The organism is Azospirillum argentinense, assembly GCF_000632475.1.
GTDB lineage: Bacteria > Pseudomonadota > Alphaproteobacteria > Azospirillales > Azospirillaceae > Azospirillum > Azospirillum baldaniorum.
The window spans coordinates 586,189-601,352 of the sequence record NZ_CP007793.1 but is presented as its reverse complement, the minus strand read 5'-3'; the positions used below and the strand labels follow the sequence as shown (position 1 = coordinate 601,352).

Annotated in this window: 13 protein-coding genes and 1 other RNA gene; all 14 read left to right on the top strand. The window is 69.3% G+C overall.

The features are described from left to right. The first annotated feature begins 16 nt into the window (after window positions 1–16). The 14 genes from ABAZ39_RS02805 to murC all read left to right on the top strand — a co-directional run bounded on the left by ABAZ39_RS02805 (window position 17) and on the right by murC (window position 15,162). Window positions 17–727: an N-acetylmuramoyl-L-alanine amidase gene (locus ABAZ39_RS02805; RefSeq protein WP_038526527.1), complete on the top strand. Its 711-nt coding sequence runs from the start codon at window positions 17–19 to the stop codon at window positions 725–727. Window positions 728–789: 62 nt separating this feature from the next. After that, window positions 790–1,207: RNase P RNA component class A (gene rnpB, locus ABAZ39_RS33035), an RNA gene on the top strand. 554 nt (window positions 1,208–1,761) lie between these two features. Next, on the top strand, window positions 1,762–2,259 hold the full coding sequence (locus tag ABAZ39_RS02800; RefSeq protein WP_038526524.1) for a division/cell wall cluster transcriptional repressor MraZ: 498 nt from the start codon (window positions 1,762–1,764) through the stop codon (window positions 2,257–2,259). Then, window positions 2,256–3,254, top strand: a complete 999-nt coding sequence (rsmH, locus tag ABAZ39_RS02795) for a 16S rRNA (cytosine(1402)-N(4))-methyltransferase RsmH (protein ID WP_051657766.1) — start codon at window positions 2,256–2,258, stop codon at window positions 3,252–3,254. Before ABAZ39_RS02800 ends, rsmH begins: the two co-directional genes overlap by 4 nt. Beyond that, a complete protein-coding gene (gene ftsL / locus ABAZ39_RS02790) occupies window positions 3,251–3,967 on the top strand; it encodes a cell division protein FtsL (RefSeq protein ID WP_038526521.1) in 717 nt (238 codons plus the stop codon). The genes rsmH and ftsL overlap by 4 nt, the downstream gene beginning before the upstream one ends. Further along, window positions 3,964–5,769 carry a peptidoglycan D,D-transpeptidase FtsI family protein gene (locus ABAZ39_RS02785; protein ID WP_038526519.1) on the top strand — a complete coding sequence of 602 codons (1,806 nt, stop codon included), beginning with the start codon at window positions 3,964–3,966 and terminating at the stop codon, window positions 5,767–5,769. Before ftsL ends, ABAZ39_RS02785 begins: the two co-directional genes overlap by 4 nt. After that, entirely contained in the window at window positions 5,750–7,204 is a 1,455-nt protein-coding gene (locus tag ABAZ39_RS02780; RefSeq protein ID WP_081863020.1) for a UDP-N-acetylmuramoyl-L-alanyl-D-glutamate--2,6-diaminopimelate ligase, read from the top strand. Before ABAZ39_RS02785 ends, ABAZ39_RS02780 begins: the two co-directional genes overlap by 20 nt. Continuing rightward, on the top strand, window positions 7,201–8,697 hold the full coding sequence (locus tag ABAZ39_RS02775; protein ID WP_038526514.1) for a UDP-N-acetylmuramoylalanyl-D-glutamyl-2,6-diaminopimelate--D-alanyl-D-alanine ligase: 1,497 nt from the start codon (window positions 7,201–7,203) through the stop codon (window positions 8,695–8,697). Before ABAZ39_RS02780 ends, ABAZ39_RS02775 begins: the two co-directional genes overlap by 4 nt. A 10-nt stretch (window positions 8,698–8,707) precedes the next feature. Next, a complete protein-coding gene (gene mraY, locus ABAZ39_RS02770) occupies window positions 8,708–9,793 on the top strand; it encodes a phospho-N-acetylmuramoyl-pentapeptide-transferase (RefSeq protein ID WP_035675379.1) in 1,086 nt (361 codons plus the stop codon). Between the two features lie 13 nt (window positions 9,794–9,806). Next, window positions 9,807–11,210, top strand: a complete 1,404-nt coding sequence (gene murD / locus ABAZ39_RS02765) for a UDP-N-acetylmuramoyl-L-alanine--D-glutamate ligase (RefSeq protein ID WP_038526511.1) — start codon at window positions 9,807–9,809, stop codon at window positions 11,208–11,210. Then, the gene (ftsW, locus tag ABAZ39_RS02760; RefSeq protein WP_173400344.1) at window positions 11,210–12,331 is read left to right on the top strand and encodes a putative lipid II flippase FtsW; all 1,122 of its coding nucleotides are present in this window, start codon (window positions 11,210–11,212) and stop codon (window positions 12,329–12,331) included. The genes murD and ftsW overlap by 1 nt, the downstream gene beginning before the upstream one ends. Before the next feature lie 5 nt (window positions 12,332–12,336). Next, window positions 12,337–13,476: an undecaprenyldiphospho-muramoylpentapeptide beta-N-acetylglucosaminyltransferase gene (gene murG / locus ABAZ39_RS02755; protein ID WP_038526508.1), complete on the top strand. Its 1,140-nt coding sequence runs from the start codon at window positions 12,337–12,339 to the stop codon at window positions 13,474–13,476. Beyond that, window positions 13,473–13,739: a hypothetical protein gene (locus tag ABAZ39_RS02750; RefSeq protein WP_014241222.1), complete on the top strand. Its 267-nt coding sequence runs from the start codon at window positions 13,473–13,475 to the stop codon at window positions 13,737–13,739. Before murG ends, ABAZ39_RS02750 begins: the two co-directional genes overlap by 4 nt. 7 nt (window positions 13,740–13,746) lie before the next feature. Then, window positions 13,747–15,162, top strand: a complete 1,416-nt coding sequence (gene murC / locus ABAZ39_RS02745) for a UDP-N-acetylmuramate--L-alanine ligase (RefSeq protein ID WP_014241223.1) — start codon at window positions 13,747–13,749, stop codon at window positions 15,160–15,162. Window positions 15,163–15,164: the final 2 nt, after the last annotated feature.

The window sequence follows — 15,164 nt, the reverse complement described above, 5'->3', positions numbered from 1 at the left end:
CCGACCTGAGGACACCATGACGCGCACGGGCACCGGATGCATCGACCGCCCCTCCCCCAACCACGGGCCGCGCCCCGAGGGGGTGGGGGTGGAGCTGCTGATCCTCCATTACACGGGGATGCCCACCGCCGAGTCGGCGCTGAGCCGGCTGTGCGAGCCCGCCGCCCAGGTCAGCGCCCACTACACGGTGGACGAGGACGGCACCGTCTACGCCCATGTGCCGGAGGACCGGCGCGCTTGGCACGCCGGCCTGTCCTCCTGGCGGGGGCGGGCCGACGTCAACAGCCGCTCCATCGGAATCGAGATCGTCAATCCGGGGCACGAGTTCGGCTACCGCCCCTTCCCCGCCGCCCAGATGGCCGCCGTGGCCGATCTCTGCCTGGACATCATGGGCCGTCATGGGATCGCGCCCGCCGATGTGCTCGGCCACAGCGACATCGCCCCGGCTCGCAAGGAGGACCCCGGCGAGCTGTTCGACTGGCCGGGGCTGGCCGCGCGCGGGATCGGGCTGTGGCCCCAGCCCACCGCGGTGGACAACTCGCCGGTCGACTTGGCGGAGTCCGCAGAGGATGTGGCGGCGCTTCTGGGACGCTATGGGTACGACACCGCCGAATCGCGGGTCCTGCTGTCCTTCCAGCGCCATTTCCACCCCGAACGCCTGACCGGGAAGCCCGATCCGGAAACGCTGCGCCGCCTGCGCGCGCTGCTGCGGATGACCGGGCGCTGAGAATCCGAATCGCCCCCGAACACCGTTGCGAATCGAACGGCGACTCTGTACACAGTGCCGCGCCAGATGGCCGGATGGCCGCCTTCGACCTTTTGGATCGGGGGAGGAAAGTCCGGGCTCCACGGAAACACGGTGCCGGCTAACGGCCGGCGGGGGCGACCCTAGGGAAAGTGCCACAGAGAGCAAACCGCCACCGGCCTCGTGCCGGCGGTAAGGGTGAAAGGGTGCGGTAAGAGCGCACCGCGCGCCTGGCAACAGGGGCGGCACGGTAAACCCCACCGGGAGCAAGACCGAATAGGGGCGGCACGGCCCGCCATCTCCCCTGATCCTTGATCGGTTGGGATGGTTTGGGGCCAAGCGCGTTTCCGCGCCGCCGCCCGGGTTGGTTGCGTGAGGCGCCGGGCAACCGGCGTCCCAGATGAATGGCCATCCATCAGGGTAACCTGAGGACAAAACCCGGCTTACAGGCCATCTGGCGTTTATCCCCACCACCTCCGGATCACCGGACCACCCCTTTTCCGCGGCGCGGGACCGGGATGGCGCCCCCTTGTCCACAGATGTCCCCAGCTTCATCCACAGCCGGTGGATAACTGTGGGGCAAATTCCCATGCCGTCCCATGCCTCACCACGGCAGGTTACCCCAGCTGGCTATACCATTCGTAGGGTGCGATTCGCCTTTATGGAAAGCCACATGGTGGGAACCATTCGCGGGACTCACGGAACATCCTGCGAACTCTGTGGGGCAACGCCGCGTAATCGCTCATTAGCGCGCTGGTATATTGCCGATTCTCGCCGATTCGGTTCACCTATTTGCACGCTGGCAACACATCGCCCCAAAAGTCTTGACAGCACCATATGAATACTGGAGGGGGCGTTGACGCCCAAACTGTCCCATGCTATCCCATGAAAGCCCAGTTCGGAGGGGGAACTACCCAACCAAGGTAGCCAAACCGGGCGCGTTCAGCGGCAAGAGCGGATAGGGCTTCGCGACGGCGAAGACCGGCAACGGGATAAGGGGGGCGTTCGTCAGGCCGATGGCCATTTTCCTGTCCACATACGTCAACAAAGTTGACAGGAAAGGCCGCTGCTCCATCCCGGCGCAGTTCCGGCAGTCGCTTGCCAAGACGTCGGCTCCCGGCACCGTCTATCTCTGGCCTTCGCTGAATCATCAGGCGCTGGAAGGCGCCGACCAGGATTACCTCGACGTGCTTTCCGAAAGCTTGGAATCCCCCGATCTGGATTCGGACGAGCGCGACATGATCGAGACCTTCATCTTCGGCAAGCTGATCCCCGTCTCGCTGGACACCGAAGGCCGGATCGTCCTGCCCAAGGAACTCGCCGAATTCGCCGGAATCGACGAGGAAGCCGCCTTCATCGGCCGCCGCAAGACCTTCCAGATCTGGGAGCCCGGCGCCCTGAAGGCCCATGAACAAACGCTGCGCGACCAGGTCGTGCGCAAGGACATTTCGCTGAGCCAGATCGTCGCCAAGGCGTCCCGCGCCGCCGCCGGCCGGGGAGGGGAGGGCGCATGATCACCCCCGCCTCCATCTCCTCCGCTCCGGCCTCCCCCCACATCTCCGTCCTGCTGAACGAGGTCGTGGACGCGCTCTCCCCGCGCGACGGCGGCGTCTATGTGGACGGCACCTTCGGCGCCGGCGGCTATTCCCGCGCGATTCTCGATCGCGCCGACTGCCGGGTCTGGGGAATCGACCGTGACCCCGAAGCCATCGAGCGCGGCCGCCAACTCGCCCTCGCCTATCCGGGCCGGCTGGAGATCGTCGAAGGCCGATTCGGCGACATGGACCGGCTGCTCGCCGAGCACGGCGTCGAATCGGTGGACGGCGTGGCGCTGGACATCGGCGTCTCCTCCCCGCAGATCGACGAGCCGGAGCGCGGCTTCTCCTTCCGATTCGACGGTCCGCTCGACATGCGGATGGGACGCGATGGGCCGACCGCCGCCGACGTGGTGAACACCGCCACCCAGGACGAGCTGGCCGACATCATCTTCCATTACGGCGAGGAGCGCATGGCCCGCCGCGTGGCCCGCGCCATCATCGCCGCGCGTCTGGACACCCCGTTCGCGCGCACCAAGCAGCTGGCCGACGTGGTACGGTCGGTGGTGCCGAAGGGGAAGGGCGACGCCATCGACCCGGCGACCCGCACCTTCCAGGCGCTGCGCATCCATGTGAACGATGAGCTGGGCGAGCTGCGCCGCGGCCTTGCCGCCGCCGAATCGCTGCTGAAGCCCGGCGGCCGCCTCGCCGTCGTCTCCTTCCATTCGCTGGAGGACCGGGAAGTGAAGACGTTCCTGAAGGAACGCTCCTCGCCCCCGCCCTCCCCGTCCCGACACGCGCCGAGCCTTGCGGCGGACGCGCGTTCCCCATCCTTCCGGCTCCTGTCGCGCAAGCCCATCGTGCCGACGGATCAGGAAGCCCACAGCAACCCACGCGCGCGCTCTGCCCGGCTGCGCGCGGCTGAACGCACGGCGGCGCCGGCCTATCCGGCGCCCGGCAAGGAGGCGGCATGAAATACAAATCCGCACTTTTCTGGGGTGGCCTGATCGCCACCGCCGGCTTCGTTCTGTTCGAGACCAGCTACGAGGTTCAGGAGCTGGAGGAAAAGCTGGGCTCGCTCAACCGCAAGATCATGGTGGAGCAGGAGGCCATCCAGGTCCTCAAGGCCGAGTGGAGCTTCCTCAACGACCCGACCCGTCTTGAGAATCTGTCGCGCGAGCATCTGGCGCTGCAGCCGACCGAGGCACGCCAGTTCGTGGCGATGAACATCGTCCCGATGCGCCCCTCCCCCACCGTCGCGCCGGAGGAAGCTCCGCTGCCGCCGATGGTCCGCAACCAGACGCCGGGCAAGGCGCCGAACGTGGCGACGGCCTCCACCGGGGACAGCGTCGTGGGCGGCGGCGCCATCATTCAGGGTGGCGTGGTGATCCCGGCCTCGGCCTCGCCGATCAAGCCGGCCCCGATCAAGCCCTCGGCCATCGTGCCCGCCTCGGCCAAGGTCCCGCCCCTGCCCTCCGCCGCCAAGTCCGCCCCGGCTCCGGTGGTGACGACCAAGCCGACGGAGGTCGCCACCAAGCCGCCGGTCACCGCGCGGACGCTGGCGCCGCCGCCCGCGGCCCGTCCGCAGCCGCAGCAGGCCGGCTTCCAGGCCGCCCCGCCGCCGGCCGCGCCGGCCCAGCATGACAGCATCGGTCTTCTCGTCGCCCGTCTCGGAGCCAACCGATGAGCGTTCCGCCGCCCGGCATCGATCCCGCGCACGGCGCCTACAGCGTTCCGCCCCCGGCTTCCAAGCCGCGGACGTCGCTGTCGGTCGCGCTGGAGCAGAGCCGGAACCGGTTGATGGTGACCGCGGCCATGGTCGCCGTGGTCTTCTCCGCCATCGGCGTGAAGCTGGTGGACGCGACGCTGTTCAACCACGCGGCGGAACCGCGCCCGCGCATGGCCGCGGAGGTCGACGCCCCGCCGGTCAACCGTGCCGACATCGTGGACCGCAACGGCAACCTGCTGGCGACCTCGCTCGCCACGCAGTCGCTCTACGCCGACCCGAAGCTGATCAGCCGCCCGGACGAGGTGGCGCGCAAGCTGACCACCGCCCTTCCGGAGCTGGACTACAAGGACCTGCTGACCAAGCTCAGCGGCGACAAGCGGTTCGTCTGGATCAAGCGCAACCTGACGCCCAAGCAGCAGGCGGCGGTGTTCCGGCTCGGCCTGCCCGGCGTCTATTTCGAACGGGAGGAGCGCCGCTTCTACCCGGCCTCCAACCTGACCTCGCATCTGGTCGGCTTCACCGGCGTGGACAACAACGGCCTCGCCGGGCTGGAGCAGCAGTTCAACAAGCGGCTGACCACCGACCCCAAGCCGTTGCAGCTGTCGATCGACCTGCGCCTTCAGCACATCATGAAGAAGGAATTGCAGACGACGATCGACGAGTTCAGCGCCATCGGCGCCACCGGCATCATCTACGATGTCCGCAACGGCGAAGTCATGTCGATGGTCTCGCTGCCCGATTTCGATCCGCACAACCCGACGGGGCTCGACCCGGACACGCTGTTCAACCGCGCGACGCTCGGCGTGTACGAGATGGGCTCCACCTTCAAGATCTTCAACACGGCGATGTCGCTGGATTCGGGCAAGATCCGCGTCTCCGACACCTTCGACACGATCAACAACATCAAGGTGGGCCGTTTCACGATCCGTGAATACCACCCCTTCCGCCACAACCTGACGGTGGCGGAGGTGTTCCAGGAATCGTCGAACCTCGGGTCGGTGCGCATGGCCATGTCTCTGGGCGTGCAGCATCAGAAGTCCTTCATGACCAAGCTGGGCATGACCCGCCCGACCTCGCTGGAGCTGCCGGAGAACGGCTGGCCGCTGGTGCCGAATCCGTGGCGGGAGGTCAACACCATGACCATCTCTTTCGGCCACGGCATGTCGGTCAGCCCGATGCACACGGTCAACGCCGCCGCCTCGATCATCAATGGCGGCGTGCTGCACCCGCCGACCCTGCTGAAGCGCGACCCCGCGGTCGAAGTGCCGGGCGAGCAGGTCATCAGCCCGAAGACCTCGGCGATGATGCGCCGCCTGTTCCGCTTCGTGGTCACCGACGGCACGGCGAAGTCGGCCAACGCCAAGGGCTACGTCGTCGGCGGCAAGACCGGCACGGCGGAGAAGCAGAAGGGCCGGAGCTACGCCCGGAACTCCCGCATGTCGTCGTTCCTCGGCGCCTTCCCGATGCACGATCCCCGCTACATCGTCTATGTCCTGGTGGACGAGCCGAAGGGCACCAAGAAGACCTACGGCTTCGCCACCGGCGGCTGGGTCGCCGCTCCCGCGGTCGGCCGGATCGTGAAGCAGATCGGCCCGCTGCTGGGCGTCCAGCCGGTGGACGAGGCTTCCCCCGACGTCATCAACGCCACCTACATCAACACCGCCGGTCAGACGACCCCGCCCGCACCGCCGCCTCCGCCCGCGCAACCGAAAGGCAGCACCGTTGCTTCTGTCCCACCTGCTGGCAACAAGCCGCGCTGACGCTGCGTCCTCCTCCGTCGAGGTGCCAGCCGTCGAAGTGACCGGGTTGACCGCGGACAGCCGCGCGGTCAGGCCCGGTTTCGTCTTTGCCGCCCTGCCGGGCGCGAAGGCGGACGGGCGCGCCTTCATCGCCGACGCGCTCGCCAAGGGCGCCGTCGCAGTGGTGGCGCCCATCGGGACCGCGCTGCCCGCCGGCAGCGCCGCGACGCTGATTGCGGACGAGCAGCCGCGCCGCCTTTTCGCCCGCCTCGCCGCCGCCTTCCACGGGCAGCAGCCGGACACCGTGGTGGCGGTGACGGGGACCAACGGCAAGACCTCCACCGTGCAGTTCGCCCGCCAGATGTGGGACCTGATGGGCCTGAAGGCGGCCAGCCTGGGCACGCTGGGGCTGATCGGGCCGGGGCTGGACGATTACGGCGGGATGACCACGCCGGACCCGGTGTCGCTCCACCGCGACCTCGCCGCCGTCAAGGACAAGGGGATCGAGCATCTGGCGATGGAGGCGTCCAGCCACGGGCTGGAGCAGTTCCGTCTCGACGGCGTCGTCCTCAAGGCCGCGGGCTTCACCAACCTGACCCGTGACCATCTGGACTACCACGGTACGATGGAGGCCTATCTCCAGGCCAAGGCGATGCTGTTCGGACGGGTGTTGCCCGATGGGGGAACCGCCGTCCTGAACGCCGACAGCGGCACCTTTGCCGAGCTTGCCGGGATTTGTTCACAGCGCGGTCACCGCGTCTTCGGATACGGTCTGGCCGGTCGCGAGATCCGGGTGAACGGGGTCGAGCCGCTGGCCCACGGCCAGCGTCTGGACCTGACGGTCCTGGGCCGCGGCATCACCGTGGACCTGCCGCTGGCGGGCCGCTTCCAGGCGTGGAACGTGCTGTGCGCGCTCGGCCTGGTGATCGGCTCCGGCGCGGACCGTGACGAGGCTCTCGCCACCCTGACCCGCCTGGAAGGCGTGCCGGGACGCCTGCAGCACGTCGCGACCCACCCCTGCGGGGCGGCGGTCTATGTCGATTTCGCCCACACGCCCGACGCGCTGGAAACGGTGCTGCTGGCGCTGAAGCAGCACGCCCGGAACCGCCTGATCGCGGTGTTCGGGTGCGGCGGCGACCGCGACCGCGGGAAGCGGCCGGTGATGGGGGAGCTGGCCGGCCGTCTGGCCGACCGCGCCATCGTCACCGACGACAACCCGCGCACCGAGGTGCCGGCGGCCATCCGCAAGGAGGTCCTGGCGGGCCACCCGGCCCTGGAGGAGATCGGCGACCGGCGCGAGGCCATCCGCGCCGCCGTCCGCAGCCTTCGGCCCGGTGACGTCCTGGTCATCGCCGGCAAGGGACATGAGCATGGTCAGATCGTCGGGACGGAGGTCCTTCCCTTCGACGACGCGACCGAGGCACGAGCCGCCGTGGCAGAGGTTGGAGCAGCATGAGCGAGGCCAAGACCGTCCTGTGGACCGCTGAGGACGCCGCCGCCGCCACCAGCGGTCAGGCGACGCGCTCCTGGGCGGCGACCGGGGTCAGCATCGACAGCCGCAAGGTGGCGCCGGGCGACCTGTTCGTCGCCATCAAGGGGCCGAACTTCGACGGGCACGACTTCGTGGCGAAGGCGCTGGAGGCCGGCGCCGCCGCGGCGCTGGTCAGCACCGTGCCGCCCGGCGTGCCGGGCGACGCCTCCCTTCTGGCGGTGGAGCAGGACACGCTGGCGGCGCTGGGCGATCTCGGCCACGTCGCGCGGCTGCGCACCCAGGCCAAGGTGGTGGGCGTCACCGGCTCGGTCGGCAAGACCAGCACCAAGGAGGCGCTGCGCCACGTCCTGTCGGAGCAGGGCCGCACCTTCGCCACCGAAGGCAGCCTGAACAACCATTGGGGCGTGCCCCTGTCGCTGGCCCGCATGCCGGAGGACAGCGAGTTCGGCGTGTTCGAGCTTGGCATGAACCACGCCGGGGAGCTCGGGCCGCTGTCGCGGCAGGTGATGCCCGACGTCGCGATCATCACCACGGTCGAGGCGGCGCATCTGGAGTTCTTCGACTCCGTTGAGGCGATCGCCGACGCCAAGGCCGAGATCTTCGAGGGCATGAACCCCAACGGGGTCGCCGTCCTCAACCGCGACAACCCGCATTTCGCCCGTCTGCTGGCCGCCGCGCGGACCCAGGGGCTGAGCCGCATCTGGAGCTTCGGCTCCCACGCCGACGCCGACGCGCGTCTGGTGGAGTGCTCGCTGCACGCCACCTGCAGCGCGGTGACCGCGATCGTCCGGGGCGAGCGCATCCAGTACTGCCTCGCCTTGCCCGGCCGGCACTGGGTGATGAACAGCCTCGCCGTGCTGCTGGCGGTCAAGGCGCTGGGCGCCGACGTCGCCGCGGCGGCCCGCGCGCTGTCGACCATCGCGCCGGTCAAGGGCCGCGGCACGCGCAAGCGCGTCCAGGCCGCGCGGGGCGCCTTCACCCTGATCGACGAGAGCTACAACGCCAGCCCCGCCGCCATGACCGCGACCTTCGCGGTGCTCGGCAAGATCGACCCCGGCGCCGGCGGCCGGCGCCTCGCCGTGCTGGGCGACATGCGGGAGCTGGGCGACCGCGCCGACGCCCTGCACGCCGCGCTGGCCGAACCGCTGCGCGCCGCGCGTGTGGACGCGGTCTACGCCTGCGGTCCGCACATGCGCGCCCTGTTCGACCGTCTGCCCGCCGCCATGCGCGGCGCCTGGACGGAGACCAGCGCCGAGCTGGCCCCCCTCCTGGCCGGTGCGGTGCGCGGCGGCGACGTGATGCTGATCAAGGGTTCGCTGGGCAGCCGCATGGCGACGGTGGTGGACGCCCTGTCCGCCCTGGACACCAAAGACAGCAAACAAACCGAAAAGAACAACAACGGCTCCTCGCCCGCGGCTGACACGGATCAGACCGCGGCGCACGGGCACAAAGGCTGACCGCTTCACGATGCTCTACAACCTGCTCTTCCCTCTGGCGGACGTCTTCACGCCGTTCAACCTGTTCCGGTATCTGACCTTCCGGACGGGAGGCGCGGTGCTGACGGCGCTCGTCATCAGCTTCGTGTTCTTTCCGCGCCTGATCGCGTGGCTGAAACGCAAGCAGGGCGAGGGCCAGCCGATCCGCTCCGACGGGCCGGAAAGCCATGCGAAGAAGAAGGGCACGCCCACCATGGGCGGCCTGATGATCCTGATCGCCGTGTCGATCAGCACGCTGCTGTGGGTCGACCTGACCAACGCCTACACCTGGATCGTGCTGCTGGTGACGATCGGCTACGGGCTGATCGGCTTCGGCGACGACTACCTGAAGCTGACCAAGCGCAACACCAAGGGCCTGTCGGGCCGCTTCCGCCTGACCTGGGAAATCATCATCGGCGTCTCCGCCGCCGCCGCCATCATGTATGTGTCGGCGCCGCCGCTGTCGGGCGGTCTGGCCGTGCCCTTCGTGAAGGATTTCCTGATCCAGCTCTCCTGGTTCTTCATCCCGGTGGGCGCCTTCGTCATGGTCGGGGCGTCGAACGCGGTGAACCTGACGGACGGGCTGGACGGGCTGGCCATCGTGCCGACGATGATCGCGGCGGGCTGCTTCGGCCTGATCGCCTATCTGACCGGCAACGCGATCTTCGCCAACTATCTCCAGATCCACCATGTGCCCGGTGCTGGTGAGCTTGCCGTTTTCTGCGGGGCTCTGGTCGGTGCGGGGATCGGTTTCCTCTGGTACAACGCGCCCCCCGCCATGGTCTTCATGGGCGACACCGGCTCGCTGGCCCTCGGCGGCGCGCTGGGAGCCGTCAGCGTGGTCACCAAGCACGAGATCGTGCTGGCGATCATCGGCGGCCTGTTCGTGCTGGAGACCGTGTCGGTGATCGTCCAGGTCGCCTCGTTCAAGCTGACCGGCAAGCGGGTGTTCCGCATGGCGCCCCTGCACCATCACTTCGAGAAGAAGGGGTGGGCGGAGTCCACCGTGGTCATCCGCTTCTGGATCATCGCCTCCATCCTGGCCCTGGTCGGCCTGTCCACGCTGAAGCTCCGCTGAGGGTCGCCGCCCGATGATCAACCTGTTCTACATGGAAGGACTGCCGGTGGCGGTCATGGGGCTGGGCAAGTCGGGCCTCGCCACGGCGGAGGCGCTGACCCAGAGCGGCGCCGACGTGTGGGTGTGGGACGACAACGAGTCCAGCCGCGCGGACGCGCTGAGCAAGGGCTACAAGGTCGTCGACCTGACCACGGCGGACCTGACCGAGCTGACCACCATCGTCTGGTCGCCGGGCATCCCGCACACCCACCCGAAGCCCCACCCGGTGGCCCTGCGCGCCCGCGCCGCGAACATCGAGCTGGTCTGCGACATCGAGCTGCTGGCCCGGTCGGAGCGCGATTCGGCCTACATCGGCATCACCGGCACCAACGGGAAGTCCACCACCACGACCCTGATCGGTCATGTGATGGAAGCCGCCGGGCGGCGCATCGCGGTCGGCGGCAACCTGGGCACCCCGGCGCTGACCTTTCCCTCCGTGGGGGCCGGCGGCAGCTACGTTCTGGAGATGTCGAGCTACCAGCTTGAGCTGACCTACTCGATCACCTTCGACGTGGCGGTGCTGCTCAACATCACGCCGGACCATCTGACCCGGCATGGTGGCATGGACGGCTACGTCGCCGCCAAGAAACTGATTTTCCACCGCCAGACCAAGCCGCGCACCGCGGTGATCGGCGTGGACGACCCGATTTGCCGGGCGATCTGGGAGGAGCTGAAGGCCAAGGGCGACCAGGTGATCTGGCCGGTCTCCGCCCTGGGTCCGGTGGCCGGCGGCGTCTACGCCGCGGACGGCTGGCTGGTCGACGACACCTTCGGCGCCGCGGAGCGCGTGGCCGAGCTGGCCGCCTTCCCGGCGCTGCTCGGCACGCACAATTGGCAGAACGCCGCCGCGGCTTATGCCGCCTGCAAGGCGGCGGGCGTGCCGACCCCGGCCATCGTCGCCGCCATGACCACCTTCCCCGGCCTCGCCCACCGCCAGCAGTTGGTGCGGACCATCGACGGCGTGCGCTTCGTCAACGACAGCAAGGCGACCAACGCCGACGCGACGGAGAAGGCGCTGGCGACCTTCGACCCGATCTACTGGATCCTCGGTGGTCAGGCGAAGGAGACCGGTCTGGACGGGCTGGAGGCCTACGCGCCGCGCGTCCGCCACGCCTTCCTGATCGGCGAGGCGTCGGACCGTTTCGCCGCGTGGCTAGAGGCCAACAAGGTCCCGCACACCCGCTGCGGCACGCTGGACGTGGCGGTCAACGCCGCGGCTGAGCTGGCGCTGGCCGAAGCGCTGCCCGGCGCCTGCGTGCTGCTGTCGCCGGCCTGCGCCTCCTGGGACCAGTTCGCGAATTTCGAGAAGCGCGGCGAGGCCTTCGCCGACGCCGTGAACCGCCTCGAAGGCAACGCCGTTCCGGGGGACCGCGCCTGATGATGACCTTCGACCGCACCGACCAATCCATCTTCGGCCGCTGGTGGTGGACGGTCGACCGCTGGCAGCTCGCCGCGCTGGCGGTGCTGATGGCGCTCGGCACGGTCCTGATCACCGCGGCCAGCCCGCCGGTGGCGGAGCGCATCGGCATCCAGGACACCTTCTACTTCGTCGAACGCCATCTGATGATGCTGATCCCCAGCGTCGCCATCATGTGCGGCGTCTCTCTGCTCAGCCCACGCGGCGTGCGGCGGGCGGCGCTGGCGGTCTTCCTGATTTCGGTGGCGCTGGTCTACGCGACGCTGGTCGTCGGCGTCGAGATCAAGGGCGCGCGGCGCTGGATTCACATCCCCGGCCTGTCGATCCAGCCGTCGGAGTTCGTGAAGCCGGCCTTCGCGGTGGTCGGGGCGTGGCTGTTCTCGCTGTCGCGCACCAACCCCGGTTTTCCCGGCACGATCCTGTCGATCCTGCTCTACGGCCTCACCGTCGGCGGCCTGCTGCTCCAGCCCGACCTGGGCATGACGGTGGTGGTGTCGGCGGTGTGGTTCTCGCAGTTCTTCCTGGCCGGGCTGAACATCATGCTGGTCGGCGGCCTGGGTGTGCTGGGCGTCGCCGGCCTCGTCGGCGCCTATTTCACGCTGCCGCACGTCCACAGCCGCATCAACCGCTTCCTCGACCCGTCGAGCGGCGACACCTATCAGGTCAGCCGTTCGCTGGAGGCCTTCGCCAACGGCGGACTGATGGGCACCGGCCCCGGCCAGGGAACGGTGAAGTATTCGCTGCCGGACAGCCACGCCGACTTCATCTTCGCCGTCGCCGGCGAGGAGATGGGGCTGATCTTCTGCCTGATCATCATCATCCTGTTCGCCTTCATCGTGCTGCGCGGCTTCGCGCGGGTGTTCAACGACACCAACTACTTCGTGCTGCTGGCGGCGAGCGGCCTGCTGATCCAGTTCGGCCTGCAGGCGGCGATCAACATGGGCTCCGCCCTGCATCTGATGCCGACCAAGGGCATGACGCTGCCCTTCATCTCCTACGGCGGCTCCTCGCTGCTGGCGCTGGGCTTCGGCATGGGGATGGTGCTGGCGCTGACCCGCAAGCGCTTCGGCCCGGCGGAGTGACGACGATGGCCGACACCACGCAACGCCCCATCATCCTCGCCGCCGGCGGCACCGGCGGGCACTTCTTCCCGGCGGAAGCGCTGGCGCGCGAGCTGCTGGCCCGCGGCGAGGCGGTGGCGCTGGTCACCGACAAGCGCGGCCAAGCCTTCGGCGACAGCCTGCCGGAGGTGACGGTCCACCGCATCCGCTCCGCCGCCCCCGGCGGCAACCTGCTGGCCAAGGTGAACGCGGCGTGGCAGATGGGCCTCGGCCTGCTCGGCGCCAACGCGCTGATGCGCCACCTGAAGCCGGCGGCGGTCGTCGGCTTCGGCGGCTACCCCTCCGTCCCCACGGTCTACGCCGCCGCGCAGGGCCGCGTGCCGGTGATGCTGCACGAGCAGAACGCCGTGCTCGGCCGCGCCAACCGGATGCTCGCCGCCGCCGCCCGCCGCATCGCCGTCGCTTTCCCCGAGGTCGCCTCGGTAAAGGAGGAGCACCGGCCGCGCCTCGTCCGCACCGGCAACCCGGTCCGCCCCGCCATCGCCGCCCAGCGCGACGCCGCCTACGCCGTTCCCGGCGCCGGCGGCCCCGTCCGCATCCTGGTGATGGGCGGCAGCCAGGGCGCGCGCGTCTTCTCAGAGGTCATCCCCGAAGCGCTGGGCCGCCTGCCCACCGAACTGCGCGCCCGCATTCATCTGGCGCAGCAGTGCCGGCCCGAGGACCTGGAGGCCGCCCGCAACGCTTACGCCGGCATGGGTCTCGGCGGGCTGGAGCTGGAGAGCTTCTTCCGCGACGTGCCGGACCGGCTGGCCGCCTGCCATCTCGCCATCACGCGGGCCGGCGCCTCGACCATCGCCGAACTGACCTGCATCGGGCGCCCGGCCATTCTTGTGCCATATCCCCATGCCATGGACGACCACCAGACGGCCAACGCGCGGCAGCTCGCCGCCGCCGGGGCCGCCTGGGTGATGGCGCAGCCGGACTTCACCGCCGACGCGCTCGCCGCCCGCCTGACGGCGCTGCTGGAGTCGCCCGACGCGCTGACCGCAGCGGCGCAGGCCGCCCACGGCTGGGGCATGGCCGACGCCGCGCGCCGGCTGGCCGACGCCGTGCTCGACATGATCGCCAACCCCAACCACGCCCGAACCAAGGAAGCCGCGGAATGAACAAGGCAACGCGCAGCACCATCGCACGCCCCCGCTCGTCCCGGCCCCCCTTGTCCCGGCCCCTGGGCGATTGGCCGGCGGCCATGACGCGGACCGAAGGCGCCTGGGGCAACCGGCCCGACTGCCCGCTGCTGCCGCGCGCCGGCGCCGGCTTCCTGCGCGACCGGCTGCACGTCACGATCGGTTCCCAGCCCCTTCCCTACGGCCTGTCCGACATGGCCGTGGACGCCACCCTCAGCCTGATGCTCCGCCGCGGAAAGTAATCCAGACATGCGCGCCCTCCCCCTCTCGATCGGCACCATCCATTTCGTCGGCATCGGCGGCATCGGCATGAGCGGCATCGCCGAAGTGCTGCGCAACCTCGGCTACACCGTCCAGGGCTCCGACCTGGCGGAGAGCGCCAACGTCAAGCGCCTGCGCGGGCTGGGCATCCAGATCAGCATCGGCCACCGCGCGGAGAACATCGCCGGGGCCGCGGTCGTCGTCGTCTCCTCCGCCGTCAAGCGCGACAACCCGGAGGTCGTCGCCGCCCGCGCCGCCCTGGTCCCGGTCGTCCGCCGCGCCGAGATGCTGGGTGAGCTGATGCGCCTGAAATGGGCCATCGCCATCGGCGGCACCCACGGCAAGACCACGACGACCTCGATGGTCGGCAATATGCTGGAGCACGCCAACCTCGACCCCACGGTGATCAACGGCGGCATCATCAACGCCTACGGCACCAACACGCGGCTCGGCTCCGGTGACTGGATGGTCGTCGAGGCGGACGAGAGCGACGGCACCTTCATCAAGCTGCCGGCCTGCATCGCCGTGGTCACCAACATGGACCCGGAGCATCTGGACTATTACGGCACCTTCGACAACATGCGGGCCGCCTTCGACAGCTTCGTCCAGAACATCCCCTTCTATGGCTTCGCCGCGCTCTGCATCGACCATCCGGAGGTGCAGGCGATGATCCCGCGCGTGTCGGACCGCCGCATCATCACCTACGGCTTCAGCCCGCAGGCCGACGTGCGCGCCGTGAACATGCGGCTGGGCACCGAGGGGGCCGAGTACGACGTGGTGATCGACGACCGCCACACCGGGGAGAGCCGGACGATCATCGGCGTGCGCCTGCCGATGTACGGGCCGCACAACGTCCAGAACTCGCTGGCCTGCTTCGCCGTGGGCAACGAGATGGGCCTGCCCGACGTGGTGATGCGCGACAGCATGGCGAAGTTCCAGGGTGTCAAGCGCCGCTTCACCAAGACCGGCGAGTCGAACGGCATCACCGTCATCGACGATTACGGCCACCACCCGGTGGAGATCGCCGCCGTTCTGAAGGCCGCGCGCACCGCCGGCACCGGCCGCACCATCGCCGTCGTGCAGCCGCACCGCTATTCGCGCCTCGCCAACCTGTTCGAGGAGTTCTGCACCTGCTTCAACGACGCCGACGCGGTGATCGTGGCCGACGTCTACGCCGCCGGGGAGCAGCCGATCGAGAACGTCAACCGCGACAGCCTCGTCGAGGGCCTGCGCATGCACGGCCACCGTCAGGTGCTCGCCCTGCACGGCCCGGACGAGCTGCCGCAGCTGGTCCGCGAGATCGCGCGGTCCGGCGACCTCGTGGTCTGCCTGGGCGCCGGCAACATCACCCAGTGGGCCAACGCCCTGCCGGGTGAACTGGACAAGCTGTCGGGCAAGGCGTGACG

Excerpts from the sequence above, each read along its gene's own strand:
- ABAZ39_RS02785 (WP_038526519.1), top strand. The coding sequence starts at position 3,964 with ATGAGCGTTCCGCCGCCCGGCATCGATCCCGCGCACGGCGCCTACAGC.
- rsmH (WP_051657766.1), top strand. The coding sequence starts at position 2,256 with ATGATCACCCCCGCCTCCATCTCCTCCGCTCCGGCCTCCCCCCACATC.
- ftsL (WP_038526521.1), top strand. The coding sequence starts at position 3,251 with ATGAAATACAAATCCGCACTTTTCTGGGGTGGCCTGATCGCCACCGCC.
- murC (WP_014241223.1), top strand. The coding sequence starts at position 13,747 with ATGCGCGCCCTCCCCCTCTCGATCGGCACCATCCATTTCGTCGGCATC.
- mraY (WP_035675379.1), top strand. The coding sequence starts at position 8,708 with ATGCTCTACAACCTGCTCTTCCCTCTGGCGGACGTCTTCACGCCGTTC.
- ABAZ39_RS02800 (WP_038526524.1), top strand. The coding sequence starts at position 1,762 with ATGGCCATTTTCCTGTCCACATACGTCAACAAAGTTGACAGGAAAGGC.
- ftsW (WP_173400344.1), top strand. The coding sequence starts at position 11,210 with ATGATGACCTTCGACCGCACCGACCAATCCATCTTCGGCCGCTGGTGG.
- murD (WP_038526511.1), top strand. The coding sequence starts at position 9,807 with ATGATCAACCTGTTCTACATGGAAGGACTGCCGGTGGCGGTCATGGGG.
- murG (WP_038526508.1), top strand. The coding sequence starts at position 12,337 with ATGGCCGACACCACGCAACGCCCCATCATCCTCGCCGCCGGCGGCACC.
- ABAZ39_RS02750 (WP_014241222.1), top strand. The coding sequence starts at position 13,473 with ATGAACAAGGCAACGCGCAGCACCATCGCACGCCCCCGCTCGTCCCGG.
- ABAZ39_RS02805 (WP_038526527.1), top strand. The coding sequence starts at position 17 with ATGACGCGCACGGGCACCGGATGCATCGACCGCCCCTCCCCCAACCAC.
- ABAZ39_RS02775 (WP_038526514.1), top strand. The coding sequence starts at position 7,201 with ATGAGCGAGGCCAAGACCGTCCTGTGGACCGCTGAGGACGCCGCCGCC.